The following is a 16353-nucleotide window of genomic DNA, read 5'->3' as shown; positions in this document are numbered from 1 at the left end:
GGCTCTGAGCTCGTGGCAGTACTGGAGGGCGCGGCGCGCAAGACACTGGCGTTCGGGCGGCGAGCCCTCGGGCTCGACGTGTCGGCGCCCGATCACACCGTCGCGGTGCTGCATCGCGACGAGTCCGAGGTCCCCGGGCTCGACAAGCGCGAACGCGCGCAACTGGACCGGATCCGGCTGATGGGCGCGACCGGCGCGGTGCTCATGGCGATCGCCGCGCTCGGCATCGGCGCCCAACCGGTGCATCAGAATCCTGTCTCGGGCGTACGAGTGCTCGGCATCTTCGCGCGCGCACACACCGGCTCACTGGCGATGTGCATGTTCGGCACCGCACTGGTGATCGGTGCATGGCTGCTGCTGGGGCGCTTCGCCATCGGCGGGCTCGCCGGTTCGCCACTGCACCGGCTGAGCCGCTCGCAGTTGGATCGCACGCTGCTGCTGTGGATCATTCCGCTGTCCGTGGCGCCGCCCATGTTCAGCAACGACGTCTATTCCTATCTGGCACAGAGCGAGATCGCCGCGCGCGGCATCGACCCCTATTCCGAGGGCCCGGTCGCCGGACTCGGAATCGACAATGTGCTGACCAACAACGTGCCGACGATCTGGCGTGATACGCCCGCGCCGTACGGTCCGCTGTTCCTGTGGATCGGGCGCGGTATCGCGGAGCTGACCGGGGACAACATCATCGCCGGGGTGTGGGTGCACCGGTTGTTGGCGCTGGCCGGTGTGGCGCTGATCGTGTGGGCGCTGCCGCGGTTGTCGGTGCGCTGCGGGGTCGCGCCGGTGAGTGCGCTGTGGCTCGGTGCGGCCAATCCGCTGGTGCTGTTCCACCTGGTCGGCGGCGTGCACAACGACGCGCTGATGCTCGGTCTGATGCTGGCCGGTGTAGAGCTCATGCTCCGCGCGATCTACGGCGAAGGCGGCAGACCCGACCGGCTGACGGCCACGAATCTGCCTCCGTTCGATGCCCGCGCCTACGGGCTGCTGATCGGTGGCGCGGTGGTGATCACGCTGTCGTCATCGATCAAACTCACCTCCATCATCGCGCTCGGGTTCGTCGGCATGGCACTGGCCAGGCGCTGGGGCGGCTCGTTCGTCGCCATCGCGAAGGCCGCCGCGCTGCTGGGCGTAATCGCCGTGGCGACAACGCTTTTCATCGGATTGGCCAGTGGTCTCGGCTTCGGCTGGGTCCACACCCTCAGCGTCGCCAACGCCGTCCGGAGTTGGATGTCGCTGCCGACCATCATCGGGATCGTCACCGGATTCGGTGGCGTACTGCTCGGTCTCGGCGATCACACCACCGCGCTGCTCTCGATCACCCGACCGATCGCGGGATTGGTCGCGGTCTTCGTGACCGTCCGCATGCTCGTCGCCACCAGCATGGGCAGGCTGCATCCGGTCGGTGCGATGGGCGTCGCGCTCGCGGCGATCGTGCTGCTGTTTCCGGTGGTCCAGCCCTGGTACCTGCTGTGGGCCATCGTGCCGCTGGCCGCGTGGGCCACCCAGCCGGTGTTCCGCGTGCCCGCTGTCGCGTTCTCGGCGGTGGTCTCGATGTTGGTGATGCCGCGCGGCGCGGAATTCCAGGTCTTCCAGATCATCGGCGCCGCGCTCGCCGCCGTCGTGTGCTTCGCGCTGTTCTTCGCGCTCACCCGGCACACGCTGCCATGGCGGACGCAGGCGGGGGTGTCGGCTCCGTCACAGGAGGGCACGGCTTACCGTGTGACATCGTGACAAGTCGCCCTGGACCCGCCGTTAGCGTCGACGGTGTGGTCAAGCGCTATGGCGAGACCACCGCAGTAGACGGTCTCCGGTTCGACGTAGAGCCCGCCCAGGTGTTCGCTCTGCTCGGCCCCAACGGCGCGGGCAAGACCACCACCGTCGAGATGTGCGAAGGCTTCGTGCGCCCGGACGCGGGCACCGTGCGCGTCCTCGGCCTCGACCCGATCGCCGACTCCGAACAGTTGCGTCCACGCATCGGCGTGATGCTCCAGGGCGGCGGCGCCTATCCCGGCGCCCGCGCCGGCGAGATGCTCGATCTGGTTGCGGCCTACTCGGCCGATCCCATCGACCCCGAGTGGCTGCTGTCGACGCTGGGTCTGCAGGACAATCGCCGCACCCCCTATCGACGCCTGTCCGGTGGTCAGCAACAGCGGCTCGCACTCGCCTGCGCGCTGGTCGGCAGGCCCGAGATCGTCTTCCTCGACGAACCCACCGCCGGCTTGGACGCTCAGGCCAGGCTGATCGTCTGGGAACTGATCGACGCCCTGCGCCGCGACGGCGTGAGCGTCGTGCTCACCACGCACATGATGGACGAGGCCGAGCAGCTCGCCGATCAGCTCGTCATCATCGATCACGGGCAGATCGTCGCCCAGGGCACCCCCGCCGAGGTCACCGCTCATGGCGCGGCAGGCCAGCTGAGGTTCTGCGCCCCACCGAAACTCGACCTGAAACTGCTGACATCGGCCCTCCCGGAAGGCTTTTCGCCGCGAGAGACGACGCCGGGCACCTATCTCGTCGAGGGCGAGATCAACCCGCAGGTGCTGGCAACCGTCACCGCGTGGTGCGCCAGGATGGACGTGCTGGCCACCGACATCCGCATCGACCAGCGTCGCCTCGAAGACGTCTTCCTCGAACTGACCGGACGGGACCTGCGCGGATGAGCGAGACCACCAGCCGTTTCCTGCCCGGCACCTTCACGCCCGACCCGCGTCCCGCCACGCGTGCGGCGATGCTCACGGCGCAGACCGGGCTCGAGCTGAAACTGTTGTTGCGCAACGGCGAACAGCTGCTGCTCACCATGTTCATCCCGATCACCCTGCTCATCGGTCTCACCCTGTTGCCGTTCGGCGACCTCGGCGAGCACCGGGTCGACCGGATCGTGCCGATGGTGATGATGACCGCGGTGATGTCGACCGCGTTCACCGGCCAGGCCATCGCCGTCGGCTTCGACCGCCGCTACGGCGCGCTCAAACGGCTCGGCGCGACACCGCTGCCCCGCTGGGGCGTGATCGCGGGCAAGTGCGCGGCCGTGCTGATCGTGGTGGTGCTGCAGGCGATACTGCTCGGCGCGATCGGCGTCGCGCTGGGATGGCGGCCCGGCATCGGCGGACTCGCCCTCGGCGCGCTGGTGATCGCCCTCGGCACGGCCACCTTCGCGGCGATGGGGCTGCTGCTCGGCGGAACGCTCAAGGCCGAGGTCGTGCTCGCGCTGGCCAACATCTTGTGGTTCATCATGCTCGGCATCGCCAGCCTGGTCCTCGTGAGCGACACCCTGCCCACCGCGCTGACCGTGATCGCGCGACTCATCCCGTCCGGAGCGCTGGCTTTCGCGCTGGACACGGCCTTGTCGGGGTCGATCGACTGGTTCGGGGTGGCGGTGCTCGCGGTGTGGGGCGTGGTGTGCGGGTGGCTCGCGACCCGGCTCTTCCGGTTCAACTGACGTGACCAACGACGCACTGTAGTAGCCCTGGTATCAGCGCCGAATTCTCGGCCGGTACCATTCCTGACGTGCTGTATCGCGCCTTCGTTGGCCTCGTCGACCGGCTGCCGCTCCCCTCGCTGCGGGTGCAGCGGCTCATCGCCGTCGCGGTGATCCTGAGCCAGGCGGGCATCTCGGTGACCGGCGCGATCGTGCGCGTCACCGCCTCCGGCCTCGGCTGCCCGACCTGGCCGCAGTGCTTCCCCGGCAGCTTCACCCCCATCGGGGTGTCGGAAGTGCCGGTCCTGCACCAGACCGTGGAGTTCGGCAACCGGCTGCTCACCTTCGCGGTGACGCTGTGCGCCGCGTTGATCGTGCTGGCCGTCATCCGGGCGCGCCGGCGCAAGGAAGTGCTGGTCTACGCCTGGTTGATGCCCGGCGGCACCGTCGTGCAGGCCGTGATCGGCGGAATCACCGTGCGCACCGGTCTGCTGTGGTGGACCGTGGCGGTGCACCTGCTCGCCTCGATGGCGATGGTATGGCTCGCGGTGGTGCTGTACGCCAAGATCAGCGAACCCGACGACGGCATCGAGACCGTCCAGGTGCCCGCTCCCCTGCGCATGCTCACCGCGCTGTCCGGCGTGGCGCTCGCGGGTGTGCTCATCGCGGGCACCCTGGTCACCGCGGCCGGACCGCATGCCGGTGACAAGAGCATCGACCGACAGGTCGAGCGACTCGAAGTCGAGATCGTCACGCTGGTGCACCTGCACTCGCAGCTGCTGATCGGCTACCTCGCACTGCTGATCGGACTCGCCTTCGGCCTGTACGCCGTCGGGATGTCGGCGGCCATCCGCAAGCGGTTGTTCGTGCTGCTCGGGCTGGTGCTGGCGCAGGCGCTCGTCGGCATCGTCCAGTACTTCACCGATGTACCCGCCGCACTCGTCGCCATCCACGTCGGCGGGGCCGCGGCCTGTACCGCGGCGACCGCCGCGCTGTGGGCCTCGCTGCGTACGCGCGAGAAGATCGACGCGCCTGTCTTGTCGCAGACGTCCCCGCACTGACCTCCGACCGCCTCGAACAACGAAAAAGCCCGCGTCGCAGTGCGATTCGCGGGCTTTTCTCGTCAGTGGCCGTCAGGCGCCGTCGAGCAACTTCGAGTTACGCGCCTTCGGGAACTTGGTCTGACGGGCGACCCAGCCTGCCATCTTCTCCCAGTGCTTCGCGGCCGGGGTGACGATCGAGCCGAGCTCACGGCTCCACTCGTCGGTCTCGGCGAGGCCGTCGATCCGCTCGACGAGCGCCTTCGCGATCGCCATATCGCCGACCACCCGGTCGCCGAGGACGCCGTCGGCGCCGACCAGGGTGATCCGCACACCCTGCTTGCCGAGGTACTGCAGCACGGCCGTTCCCGAACCACCGTGCTGGGCGAGGAACTTCACGATGGACTTCTCGACCTCGGCCGGCACCTTCACGGCCTCGGGGGCGGCGGTTGTACTCATGGCGGTGAGTTTACCGGCAGGTAGTTTCCAGTCCAGCCCCGAGTGGCCCGGAACACGGGGTGTAGAAAGGAGACTCATGCACGCGATTCAGGTTTCCGAGCACGGTGGTCCCGAGGTCCTGCGGTACGTCGAGGTGCCGAACCCGCAGGCCGGGCCAGGTCAGGTGCTGGTCGAGACCCAGGGCGTCGGCGTCAACTACATCGACATCTACTTCCGCACCGGCCAGTACCCGCAGGCGACGCCCTACCTTCCCGGCTCCGAGGGCACGGGCGTCGTGGTGGCGATCGGTTCGGACGTCACCGAGTTCGCCGTCGGCGATCGGGTCGCCTGGGCGTCGGCGCCCGGCAGCTACGCGGACCTGGTCGCCGTCGACGAGGCCGTCGCGGTGAAGGTGCCCGACGATGTCGAACCCACCGTCGCGGCCGCTGCCCTCCTGCAGGGCATGACCGCTCACTACCTGACCGAATCGGTGTTCTCCCCCGAACCCGGCGACCCGGTACTCGTCCACGCGGGCGCGGGCGGCGTCGGTCTGCTGCTCACCCAGATGGCCGTCGCGAAGGGCGCCAGGGTCATCACCACGGTCTCCACCGACGCCAAGGAAAAGCTCTCGCGCGAAGCGGGCGCCACCGAGGTCCTGCGCTACGACGACGACCTCGCCGCCCGCGTCCGCGACCTCACCGACGGCATCGGCGTCGCCGCGGTCTACGACGGCGTCGGCGCCAGCACGTTCGAAGCAAGCCTTGCCTCGCTCCGCGTCCGCGGCACCCTCGCCCTGTTCGGCGCGGCCAGTGGCGCGGTCCCGCCCTTCGACCCCCAACGCCTCAACCCCGCCGGTTCCCTCTGGCTCACCCGTCCGTCGCTGGGCGCCTACACCCGTGATCGCACCGAATTCCTTTGGCGCGCAACCGATGTCTTCGACTGGATCGCCGCGGGAACCCTGAACCTCCGCATCGGCGCCACCTATCCGTTGGCCGATGCTGCCCAGGCACATCGCGACCTGGCCGACCGCAAGACCACCGGCTCGATCGTCCTGCTGCCCTAGCCGACGCCGGCCGGGCACTCCGGTGTCCGGCCCGCGCTCGGTTCAGTAGTCGCGGCCCGTGAGGCCGCGGTAGACGAAATGGGTGATCGACTCGATCGCCTCCTCGTCGGTGAGGATCACCGAGCCGTCTTCGACCATGCGCAACATTCCGTCGACCGCGGCGAACATCATGGCCAGGCTGGCGTCGACGGTTCCCGGCAGGCGCAGCCCGCGTTCCGGGAAGTCGGTCACATGGTCGGCGATATCGGCGCGCTGCTCCGCGCCGAACCCGGCGATGATCCGGGCGAAGTCCGGGCTGACCAGGGCCGCCTGCCCTATCGCGCGCAAGACCGAGGCGTGTTCGCGGGCGAAGGTCCAATAGCCGCGCACGTGGTATCGCACCGCCGCCGGATCAGTGAAGTCGCCGTTGTGCTCGGGATCGGCCGCGCGCTCGTCGCCCGCGACGGCCATGTCGCGCAGAAGCGCTTGCAGCAGTTCCTCTTTGCTCGCGAAGTGGTTGTAGAACGAGCCCGCGGCGCGGCCTGCGGCGGTGGTGATGTCGGTGATCTTCGCGTTCAGGTAGCCGTGTTCGGCGAAGACCTGCCGGGCGGCGTCCTTGAGTGCCTGCTCGGTTTCCGCGGATTTCTCGCGCCTGCTGCCCGCCACCGGACATCACCTCCTTGACAAGCACGGTACCAACACTGAAACTGAATTCATATTCACTGAATGTCAGTTCAGTTATTGTCCCCGGAGGTATTTCCCATGTCAGAACAGGTACTCGTCGCCGGTGCGGGCCCGACCGGTCTCACCCTCGCCATCGACCTCGCTCGGCGCGGTGTGGACGTCCGGATCGTCGATCGGGCCGATTCGCCGTTCCAGGGATCGCGCGGGGACGGCCTGCAACCGCGCACCCTGGAGGTGTTCGACGACCTCGGCGTCGTCGACGCGGTACTGGCGGCCGGGCGCGAGCTCCCGGTGATGCGCGCCTACTTCGCGGGGGTCTTCGTCGGCGAACGTCGCATGGCCGAACCGGTCGAGCCGACACCGGACGTGCCGTATCCGAATGCCTGGGTGCTCGGCCAGTCCGACACCGAGGCGATCCTGCGGGCGCGGCTCGCCGAGCTCGGGGTGACGGTCGAATTCGGCACGGCGCTGGCCGATTTCACCCAGGACGACACCGGCGTCACCGCGACACTGCACCGCGACGGCACACCGGAAACAGTGCGCGCGAGCTACCTGGTCGGTGCCGACGGTGGCGCGAGCGCGGTGCGCAAGCGCCTCGGGATCGCGTTCGACGGCAGCACCGACGACTCGATCAAGATGCTGCTCGGCGATGTCCGCGCCGACTCCCTCGACCACGAGTACGGCTACTGGTTCGCGCCTCGGCCGACCAGCCGATGACCGGCTTCGCCCTGTCCCCGCTACCGGGCGCGCGACGCTTCCAGTTCGCCGCCCCGCTGGCCGACGACCGCTCCCCCGATCTGGCCACGCTGCAGGATCTCGCCGACCGCCACGGCCCCGAGGCAGGTCTGGTGCTGAGTGACCTGTCCTGGATCACGGTGTGGCGCCCCAACATTCGACTAGCCGAACGATTCCGCGACGGCCGGGTGTTCCTCGCGGGCGATGCCGCCCACGTCCACCCGCCCACCGGCGGCCAGGGCTTGAACACCGGCGTCCAGGACGCCTACAACCTGGGCTGGAAACTGGCCGCCGCCCTGGGCGGCGACCCCGCCCCGCTCGACACCTACGAACCCGAACGCCGCACGGTCGCGGCCCGAATCCTCGGCCTGAGCACCGAGCTCCTCGACAAACTCGTCGACGGCGACGAGGACGCGATGCAGCGCGGCCCCGAAACCCGCCAACTCGGCATCACCTATCGCTCCCCCACCGAGCACGGCCCCCTCGTCGCGGGCGACCGAGCACCGGACGCCCCGCTACACGACGAAACCGGCCGACCGATCCGCCTGTTCGACCTCTTCCGCGGCCCGCATGCCACCCTGTTGCGTTTCGCCCCGACGCCCGGGTCTGCTGCGACAGACGCCGCCGCATCCCTCGATGATCCCGACGTCCACACCGTCGAGATCCATCGGTTCGACGCCCCCAGCGACCGATCCGCCGATACCGACCGCCCCACGTTCACGACACTCGTGGACACCGACGGCCACGCCTTCACTGCCTACGCAGCCACCTCCGGCACCGCCGTCCTGATCCGACCGGACGGCCACCTCGCACATCGCTGGTGACGTTCACCCGCCACTCTCCTGATCCGACGAGCGTGACGGCCGCTGGGTCCGGAAACGACAGTGGCCGGGCATCGCTGCCCGGCCACTGTCGCGAAAAAAAGTCTTACAGCCCGACGAGGCTGCCCACCGTGTCCCACCCGAGCACCGAGTCGACGGCCAGACCACAGAACACCACCGCCAGGTAGTTGTTCGACTGCAAGAACAACTTCAGCGGCTTCACCGACTCGCCACGGCGTACCCCGGCGTAGAGCTGGTGCGCCATCAGCAGGAACCAGGCACCGGCCACCAGCGCGACCGCCGCGTAGATGACGCCCGTCGCGGGCACCAACGCCATCGTCGCCAGCACCGTCAACCAGGTGTAGATGACGATCTGCTTGGTGACCACCTGCTCGGTGGCGACCACCGGCAGCATCGGCACGCCGGCCGCGCGGTAGTCCTCCTTGTAGCGCATGGCCAGCGCCCAGGTGTGCGGCGGCGTCCAGAAGAAGATCACCGCGAACAGCACCAGTGCGGGCCAGCCGATATCGCCGGTCACCGCGGACCAGCCGACCAGTGCGGGCATGCACCCGGCCGCGCCGCCCCACACCACATTCTGCGAGGTCCGGCGCTTGAGGCCCTTGGTGTAGACGAAAACGTAGAACAGGATCGTCGCGACGACGAGCGCGCCGCTGAGCAGGTTGGCCTGCCACCACAGCCAGGCGAAGGAGATCGCGCCGAGCACGACGCCGAACACGAGCGCGTGCGAGGTGGGCACCGCATCGCGGGCCAGTGGCCGCCGTGCGGTCCGCTTCATCACCTTGTCGATGTCGGCGTCGGCGACACAGTTGAGGGTGTTGGCGCTGGCCGCGCCCATCCAGCCACCGAACAGGGTGACCAGGATGAGCCGGATGTCGACGGTGCCGCGGTCGGCCAGCAGCATCGTCGGAATGGTCGCGACGAGCAGCAGCTCGATGACGCGTGGCTTGGTGAGCGCGATATAGGCAAGGGGCTTGCGCACGATTCGCGCGGCGAGACTGTCGCCCGCGAGGCGGTCGGCCAGAGCCGTCGACGAAGTTCCGTGCGCACCGTTACTACCCGGCTCGTGACCGATCCGCACTGTTTCTCCTCGCACGCTGTGCTTCGCTTCGCATCCGGTAATGGAACGAGCAGCGCGCGGCTGCGGCGCGGCCACTACTACAGAGGATGGTAGACCCACTCACCTGCCGCTCCGCGCCAGACCCCCGCCACCGTGGGCGCGGTCACTACGCCTCGCGACCGCGTATCCCGGGCCCACGCGGCGGTGAACCCGCATCGACGCGCAGGTGAACGGCACCGCGACGAGCCTCGCGTGCGTCGCGGCGACGGTCGACACCGCACACCGCCGGTACGCGGCGATCCGCACTAGACTCACTGCCAGGGTTCGCGCCAATCCGGTGTCACAGCACCACTAGGGTATTCCTGTACATCGGTACGCACCCCCGGCCGCGTGCGACCCGCTTCGATCATCATCGCCGCAGCCAAGCTATCGCCGTCGACGAAACCTAGGTCAGGAGAACCACGGTCGTGCCAGTCACAGACGACATTCGCGCCCTCACTCAGCGGAACTACCCCAGCGACTGGACGGACCTCGACACCAAGGCCGTCGACACCGCCCGGGTACTCGCTGCCGACGCCGTGCAGAAGGCGGGCAACGGGCATCCCGGCACCGCGATGAGCCTTGCGCCGGTCGCCTACACCCTCTTCCAGCGCACGATGCGCCACAACCCCGCGGACCCGAGCTGGGTCGGTCGCGACCGGTTCGTGCTGTCCTGTGGGCATTCCAGCCTCACCCTCTACATCGAGCTCTACCTGGCCGGTTTCGGCCTGGAGCTCACCGACCTCGAGCAGCTGCGCCAGTGGGGCTCGCTCACCCCGGGCCACCCCGAGTTCCGCCACACCGACGGCGTCGAGATCACCACCGGCCCGCTGGGTCAGGGTCTGGCATCCGCGGTCGGCATGGCGATGGCCGCGCGACGTGAGCGCGGGCTGTTCGATCCGAACGCCCCCGAGGGCACCAGCCCGTTCGACCACTTCATCTACACGATCGCCTCCGACGGCGACCTGCAGGAGGGCGTCACCGCCGAGGCCTCCTCGATCGCGGGCACCCAGCAGCTGGGCAACCTCGTGGTGATCTACGACGACAACGAGATCTCCATCGAGGACGACACCGACATCGCCTTCACCGAAGACGTGGCCAAGCGCTACGAGGCCTACGGCTGGCAGGTGCAGATCGTCGAAGGTGGCGAAGACGTGACGGCCATCGAGAAGGCCCTCGACGCGGCCAGGGCCGAGACGTCCAAGCCCTCGATCATCATCCTGCGCACCATCATCGGCTTCCCTGCCCCGAACAAGATGAACACCGGCGGCGCGCACGGCGCCGCGCTCGGCCCCGACGAGGTCGCCGCGGTGAAGAAGGCGCTCGGCTTCGACCCGGAGAAGTCCTTCCAGGTCGACCCGGCCGTCATCGAGCACACCCGCAGGGCACTGGCCCGCGGCGCGCAGGCACAGGCGCAGTGGCAGCAGGGCTTCGACCAGTGGGCCGAGGCCAACCCGTCGAACAAGGCGCTGTTCGATCGCCTGCAGACCCGCACCCTGCCCAAGGGCTGGACCGAGGCGCTGCCGAACTTCGAGGTCGACCCCAAGGGCATGGCCACCCGCAAGGCATCGGGCAAGTTCCTCGCCGCGGTCGCCGACGAGCTGCCCGAGCTGTGGGGCGGTTCGGCCGACCTGGCCGAGTCCAACAACACCACGATGCCCGGCCAGCCGAGCTTCGGCCCCGAGTCGATCTCCACCGGCGCGTGGAAGGCCAACCCGTACGGGCGCACCCTGCACTTCGGCATCCGTGAGCACGCGATGGGCTCGATCCTCAACGGCATCGCGCTGCACGGCCCCACCCGCCCCTACGGCGGCACCTTCCTCGTGTTCAGCGACTACATGCGCCCGGCCGTCCGCCTGGCCGCGCTGATGCGGGTGCCCGCCATCTACGTGTGGACCCACGACTCCATCGGCCTCGGCGAGGACGGCCCGACCCATCAGCCGGTCGAGCACCTGGCCGCGCTACGCGCGATCCCCGGCCTCAATGTCGTTCGTCCGGGCGACGCCAACGAGACCGTCCACGCCTGGCGCACGATCCTCGAGCGTGACTCCGACGAGCACACCTCGCACTTCCCGGTGTACGAGTCGCCGCAGCAGGACGGCCCGTCCGCACTGGCACTGACCCGCCAGGACGTTCCCACCCTGGAGGGCACCAGCTACGAGGGTGTCAAGAAGGGCGGCTACGTGCTGGCCGAGGCATCCACCGGCACCCCGGAAGTGATCCTCATCGGCACCGGCTCCGAGGTCCACCTCGCGGTCGCCGCGCGCACTACCCTGGAGGAGCAGGGCATCCCGACCCGCGTGGTCTCGATGCCGTGTGTGGAGTGGTTCGACGTGCAGGATCAGGGATACCGCGACGAAGTGCTGCCCCCGTCGGTGCGGGCCAGGGTCGCGGTCGAAGCCGGTATCGCGATGCCGTGGTACCGATTCGTCGGTGACGCGGGTGAAATCGTGTCCATCGATCACTTCGGCGCGTCGGCCGACTACAAGACTCTGTACCGCGAATTCGGTATCACCCCCGATGCCGTCGTCCGCGCGGCACTGCGTTCCACCGACAAGGTGAAGGGGTAAAACCATGGCACAGAACGAGAATCTCGCCGCGCTCTCGGCCGCGGGCGTCTCGGTGTGGCTCGACGATCTCTCGCGTGATCGCATCCAGTCCGGCAACCTCGCCGAACTGATCGCGACCCGCAGCGTCGTCGGCGTCACCACCAACCCGAGCATCTTCCAGGCCGCGCTGAGTGTGGGCCACGCCTACGAGGCGCAGCTCAAAGACCTTGCGTCCCAAGGCGCCGACGCCGACGCGGCGATCCGCACGATGACCACCGACGACGTGCGCGCCGCCTGCGACGTGCTCGCGCCGGTGTTCGAGGCGACCGGTGGCGTGGACGGGCGCGTGTCGATCGAGGTCGACCCGCGCTTCGCCTTCGACGCCGACAAGACCGTCGCCCAGGCGATCGAACTGTGGAAGATCGTCGACCGCAAGAACCTGTTCATCAAGATCCCGGCCACCGAGGCGGGCCTGCCCGCGATCACCTCGGTGATCGGTGAGGGCATCAGCGTGAACGTGACGCTGATCTTCTCGGTGCCGCGCTACCGCGCGGTGATGGGCGCCTACCTCGACGGTCTGCGCAACGCCAAGATCGTCGGCCACGACCTGGCCAAGATCCACTCGGTCGCTTCGTTCTTCGTCTCCCGCGTGGACACCGAGATCGACAAGCGCCTCGAGGCGATCGGCACCCCGGAGGCCCTTGCCCTGCGCGGCAAGGCCGGTGTGGCCAACGCTCGGCTGGCCTACGCCGAGTACCAGGATGTGTTCGACGGTGGCGCGCATACCTCCACCTACAACCACCTGGCCGCACAGGGCGGCAACCGGCAGCGGCCGCTGTGGGCGTCGACCGGGGTGAAGAACCCGGATTATTCCGACACCCTCTACGTCACCGAACTCGTCGGCCCGAACACGGTCAACACCCTGCCGGAGAAGACCCTGCAGGCGTTCGCCGATCACGGCGAGGTGCTGGGCGACACGCTCAGCGGCCGTGGGGCCGAGGGCGCCCAGGTCTTCGCCGACCTGGCAGCGGTCGGTGTCGATCTCGACGATGTGTTCGCGCTGCTCGAGCGCGAAGGCGTCGACAAGTTCGAGAGCGCGTGGGGCGAACTGATCGAGGCGACCACCGGCGCGCTCGGCGTCGCTGCGGAGGGCAACTAACACGATGGCCGGCACAGCATCGACGGATCAGGCGGCGGGGCTGTGGCACAACCCGCTGCGCGACGAACGCGACAAACGGGTCCCCTTCATCGCGGGCCCTTGCTCCATGGTGATCTTCGGCGTCACCGGAGATCTGTCCCGTAAGAAGCTGATGCCGGCCATCTATGACCTGGCGAACCAGGGGTTACTTCCCCCCGGTTTCGCTCTGGTCGGCTTCGCTCGGCGCAACTACGCCGACGAAGACTTCGCCTCGGTGGTCCTCGAGGCCGTGAAGAAGCACGCGCGCACCCCTTTCCGCCAGGAGGTCTGGGACCACCTGTCCGAGGGGCTGCGGTTCGTGCAGGGCAGTTTCGACGACGACGCGGCCTTCGCGACACTCGCCGACACCCTGAAAAATCTCGACCAGATCCGCGGCACCGGCGGCAATTACGCCTTCTACCTGTCGATTCCGCCGAATATGTTCCCCGTGGTGCTCGATCAGCTCTCCGAGCACGATCTGGCCCAGGCCACCCCGGACCCCGACGGGTACACCCCGTGGCGGCGCGTGGTGATCGAGAAGCCGTTCGGCCACGACCTGACCAGCGCCAAGGAACTCAACGCCCTGGTCAACCGGGTCTTCCCCGAAGAGCAGGTCTTCCGCATCGACCACTACCTCGGCAAGGAAACGGTCCAGAACATTCTGGCGCTGCGCTTCGCCAACGAGTTGTTCGAGCCGATCTGGAACGCCAACTATGTCGACAGCGTGCAGATCACCATGGCCGAGGACATCGGATTGGGCGGTCGCGCAGGCTATTACGACGGCATCGGCGCCGCGCGTGACGTCATCCAGAACCACCTGTTGCAGTTGCTCGCGCTGACCGCGATGGAGGAGCCGACCTCCTTCGAACCGATGCAGCTCACCACCGAGAAGATCAAGGCCCTCTCGGCCACCAAACTCGTCGCGCCACTGGACGAGACCACCGCGCGCGGGCAATACACCGAGGGCTGGCAGGGCAGCGAGCACGTGGTCGGCCTGCACCAGGAAGAAGGCTTCGATCCGCAATCGCGGACCGAGACCTACGCCGCGCTCACCCTGCATGTGGAGAACCGCCGCTGGGCGGGTGTGCCGTTCTATCTGCGCACCGGAAAACGCCTCGGCCGCAGGGTGACCGAGATCGCGGTGGTGTTCAAACGCGCGCCGCACCTGCCCTTCGACCAGACCATGACCGAGGAACTCGGCCAGAACGCGCTGGTCATCCGAGTGCAGCCGGACGAGGGCATCACCTTGCGCTTCGGCTCCAAAGTCCCTGGCTCTGGCATGGAAGTGCGCGACGTGAACATGGACTTCAGCTACGGCGAGGCGTTCACCGAGTCCTCCCCCGAGGCCTACGAACGGCTGATCCTCGACGTGCTGCTCGGCGTGCCGTCGCTGTTCCCGGTCAACGCGGAGGTCGAATTGTCTTGGCGCATCCTCGATCCCGTGCTCGCGCACTGGGCCGCGGGCGGCAAACCCGAACCCTACGAGGCCGGTACCTGGGGTCCCACCTCGGCCGATGAGATGCTCGCGCGCAGCGGGCGGGAATGGCGGCGTCCGTGATCGTCGACATGCCCGATACCAACACCGTCGATGTCGGCAAGCGGATGGTGCAGTTGCGCGAGACCAACGGCGTCATCACCCAGGGCCGGGTGCTCACCCTGGTGGTGTGCACCCTGGACTCCTCCGAGGCCGAGGACGCGATCGACGCCGCCAACGACGCCAGCCGCGAACATCCCTGCCGCGTCATCGTGCTGGCCCGCGGTGACCGCGATGCCGAGACCCGCCTCGACGCTCAAATCCGCGTCGGTGGCGACGCCGGTGCGGCCGAGGTGATCGTGCTGCGCCTGCAGGGCGCGCTGGTGAACCACGAGAGCAGCGTCGTGACCCCGTTCCTGCTGCCCGACACCCCGGTGGTGGCGTGGTGGCCGCGTGGCGCGCCGGACTTCCCGTCGATGGATTCGGTGGGCAAGCTGGCCAAGCGCCGCATCACCGATGCCACCTACGCCCGCGATCCGCAGGCCGCGATCAAGAAGCGCCGCTACTCCTACGCGACCGGCGACACCGATCTGGCGTGGAGCCGCATCACCTACTGGCGGGCACTGCTGGCCGCGGCGCTTGACGAGCCGCCGTTCGAACCGGTCATCTCGGTGACCGTGTCCGGCCTCGCCTCCGAACCCGCGCTCGACACGCTGGCCGGTTGGCTGGCGTCCCGTCTGCACTGCCCGGTGATCCGCAAGACCGGGGAGTTGAAGGTGGAGATTCAGCGCGCCACCGATTCGATCGCCATCGAACGCCCGCAACTAGGAAGGACGGCAACGCTGACCCGCACCGGCGAACCCGACCAGCGGATCGCGCTGGCACGCCGGGAAACTCGCGATTGCCTCGCCGAAGAACTGCGTCGGCTCGATGCCGACGAGATCTACGCCGAGGCGCTCGCCGGAATCGAGAAGGTGACCTATGAGTGACCACATAGACGTGCACGACGACCTCGGTGCCGAATTCCCCGCCAACACAATCGAGATCCACGACGACGCCGAGTTTCTCGCCGACGCGGCCGCCGAGCGCTTCGTCGATGTGATCGTCACCGCCCAGGCCGAACGCGGCCATGCGTCGGTCTCTCTCACCGGTGGCGGCGACGGCATCCGCCTGCTCGAGCGAGTCCGCCAGTCCCCCGGCGACATCGACTGGTCCACCCTCTACGTCTACTGGGGCGACGAGCGTTTCGTCCCCGACGGCGACAAGGACCGCAACGAACGCCATGCCCGCGAAGCGCTGCTGGACTTCGTCCCTCTCGACCCGGCGCACGTCTTCCCGATCGCCCCTTCCGACGGCGCCTACGGCTCTCCCGAGGAAGCCGCCGCCGCCTACGCCCAGCTCGTGCACACCGAACTAGACGAGCGCGGCGAGTTCGACCTCACCGTCCTCGGCATGGGCGCCGAAGGCCACATCGACTCCCTGTTCCCGCACTCCCCCGCAGTGCAGGAAACCAAGGATTACGTTGTCGCCGTGCACAATTGCCCGAAGCCCCCGCCGACCAGGATCACGATGACCCTGCCCGCGATCCACCGCTCCCGCCACGTGATGCTCGTGGTCAGCGGCGAAGCCAAGGCCGCCGCGGTGGCCGCCGCCGTCAACGGCGCCTCCCCCGACGACATCCCGTCGGCCGGCGCGGTCGGCATCGAGTCGACCACCTGGGTGATCGACGAACCCGCTGCGACTGGTCTGCTGCTCGACGACGAATAACCCGCCGACGAAGCCGGGCCGCGTGTCCGGGGCCCGGCTTCGTTCAGGTCAGGTGACCGAGTCACGGGTGATTGCTCACCGAATTCGGCGG

General features: G+C 68.4%; 15 protein-coding genes. 12 read left to right on the top strand and 3 right to left on the bottom strand.

Features of this window, described 5'->3' with window-relative positions; genetic code table 11:
- Positions 1-12 precede the first annotated feature (12 nt).
- The 4 genes from mptB to IBJ82_RS04515 all read left to right on the top strand — a co-directional run bounded on the left by mptB (position 13) and on the right by IBJ82_RS04515 (position 4479).
- A complete protein-coding gene (gene mptB, locus IBJ82_RS04530; RefSeq protein WP_194824630.1) occupies positions 13-1731 on the top strand; it encodes a polyprenol phosphomannose-dependent alpha 1,6 mannosyltransferase MptB in 1719 nt (572 codons plus the stop codon).
- A complete protein-coding gene (locus tag IBJ82_RS04525; RefSeq protein WP_194824629.1) occupies positions 1728-2660 on the top strand; it encodes an ABC transporter ATP-binding protein in 933 nt (310 codons plus the stop codon). The genes mptB and IBJ82_RS04525 overlap by 4 nt, the downstream gene beginning before the upstream one ends.
- Positions 2657-3439 (top strand): ABC transporter permease, encoded by a 783-nt coding sequence (locus IBJ82_RS04520; RefSeq protein ID WP_194824628.1) that lies wholly within the window; start codon positions 2657-2659, stop codon positions 3437-3439. Before IBJ82_RS04525 ends, IBJ82_RS04520 begins: the two co-directional genes overlap by 4 nt.
- Positions 3440-3507: 68 nt before the next feature.
- On the top strand, positions 3508-4479 hold the full coding sequence (locus IBJ82_RS04515) for a heme A synthase (RefSeq protein ID WP_194824627.1): 972 nt from the start codon (positions 3508-3510) through the stop codon (positions 4477-4479).
- A gap of 72 nt (positions 4480-4551) precedes the next feature.
- Here IBJ82_RS04515 and IBJ82_RS04510 read toward each other — a convergent pair whose 3' ends face one another.
- Positions 4552-4917, bottom strand: a complete 366-nt coding sequence (locus IBJ82_RS04510; RefSeq protein ID WP_194824626.1) for a hypothetical protein — start codon at positions 4915-4917, stop codon at positions 4552-4554.
- 76 nt (positions 4918-4993) lie between these two features.
- Between IBJ82_RS04510 and IBJ82_RS04505 the strand changes: the two genes are divergently transcribed.
- Positions 4994-5959, top strand: a complete 966-nt coding sequence (locus IBJ82_RS04505; protein ID WP_194824625.1) for a quinone oxidoreductase — start codon at positions 4994-4996, stop codon at positions 5957-5959.
- Positions 5960-6001: 42 nt separating this feature from the next.
- Here the strand turns inward: IBJ82_RS04505 and IBJ82_RS04500 are convergent, their stop codons facing one another.
- A complete protein-coding gene (locus tag IBJ82_RS04500; protein WP_194824624.1) occupies positions 6002-6604 on the bottom strand; it encodes a TetR/AcrR family transcriptional regulator in 603 nt (200 codons plus the stop codon).
- 96 nt (positions 6605-6700) lie between these two features.
- On the opposite strand from IBJ82_RS04500, the gene IBJ82_RS34505 reads away from it, so the two are divergent.
- Both IBJ82_RS34505 and IBJ82_RS34500 read left to right on the top strand, forming a co-directional pair.
- Positions 6701-7339, top strand: coding sequence for an FAD-dependent monooxygenase (locus IBJ82_RS34505; protein ID WP_228536431.1), 639 nt, complete (start codon positions 6701-6703; stop codon positions 7337-7339).
- Complete coding sequence (locus tag IBJ82_RS34500) at positions 7336-8181, top strand: FAD-dependent monooxygenase (protein WP_228536430.1); 846 nt, start codon at positions 7336-7338, stop codon at positions 8179-8181. The genes IBJ82_RS34505 and IBJ82_RS34500 overlap by 4 nt, the downstream gene beginning before the upstream one ends.
- A gap of 103 nt (positions 8182-8284) precedes the next feature.
- Here IBJ82_RS34500 and IBJ82_RS04490 read toward each other — a convergent pair whose 3' ends face one another.
- Entirely contained in the window at positions 8285-9220 is a 936-nt protein-coding gene (locus IBJ82_RS04490) for a heme o synthase (RefSeq protein ID WP_228536685.1), read from the bottom strand.
- Positions 9221-9723: 503 nt separating this feature from the next.
- Here IBJ82_RS04490 and tkt point away from each other — a divergent pair.
- From tkt to pgl, 5 genes are read left to right on the top strand one after another with little or no spacing between them, the layout of a single operon-like run.
- The gene (gene tkt / locus IBJ82_RS04485) at positions 9724-11865 is read left to right on the top strand and encodes a transketolase (RefSeq protein ID WP_194824622.1); all 2142 of its coding nucleotides are present in this window, start codon (positions 9724-9726) and stop codon (positions 11863-11865) included.
- Between the two features lie 4 nt (positions 11866-11869).
- A complete protein-coding gene (gene tal / locus IBJ82_RS04480; protein WP_194824621.1) occupies positions 11870-13003 on the top strand; it encodes a transaldolase in 1134 nt (377 codons plus the stop codon).
- 4 nt (positions 13004-13007) lie between these two features.
- The gene (zwf, locus tag IBJ82_RS04475) at positions 13008-14579 is read left to right on the top strand and encodes a glucose-6-phosphate dehydrogenase (protein ID WP_194824620.1); all 1572 of its coding nucleotides are present in this window, start codon (positions 13008-13010) and stop codon (positions 14577-14579) included.
- A complete protein-coding gene (opcA, locus tag IBJ82_RS04470; protein ID WP_174555374.1) occupies positions 14576-15484 on the top strand; it encodes a glucose-6-phosphate dehydrogenase assembly protein OpcA in 909 nt (302 codons plus the stop codon). Before zwf ends, opcA begins: the two co-directional genes overlap by 4 nt.
- Positions 15477-16262 (top strand): 6-phosphogluconolactonase, encoded by a 786-nt coding sequence (gene pgl / locus IBJ82_RS04465; RefSeq protein ID WP_194824619.1) that lies wholly within the window; start codon positions 15477-15479, stop codon positions 16260-16262. The genes opcA and pgl overlap by 8 nt, the downstream gene beginning before the upstream one ends.
- Positions 16263-16353: the final 91 nt, after the last annotated feature.

The organism is Nocardia sp. XZ_19_231 (assembly GCF_015355705.1).
In the GTDB taxonomy this organism is placed as follows: Bacteria; Actinomycetota; Actinomycetes; order Mycobacteriales; family Mycobacteriaceae; genus Nocardia; species Nocardia salmonicida.
The sequence above is the reverse complement of the archived record's forward strand: the minus strand, read 5'-3'. Positions and strand labels throughout refer to the sequence as shown.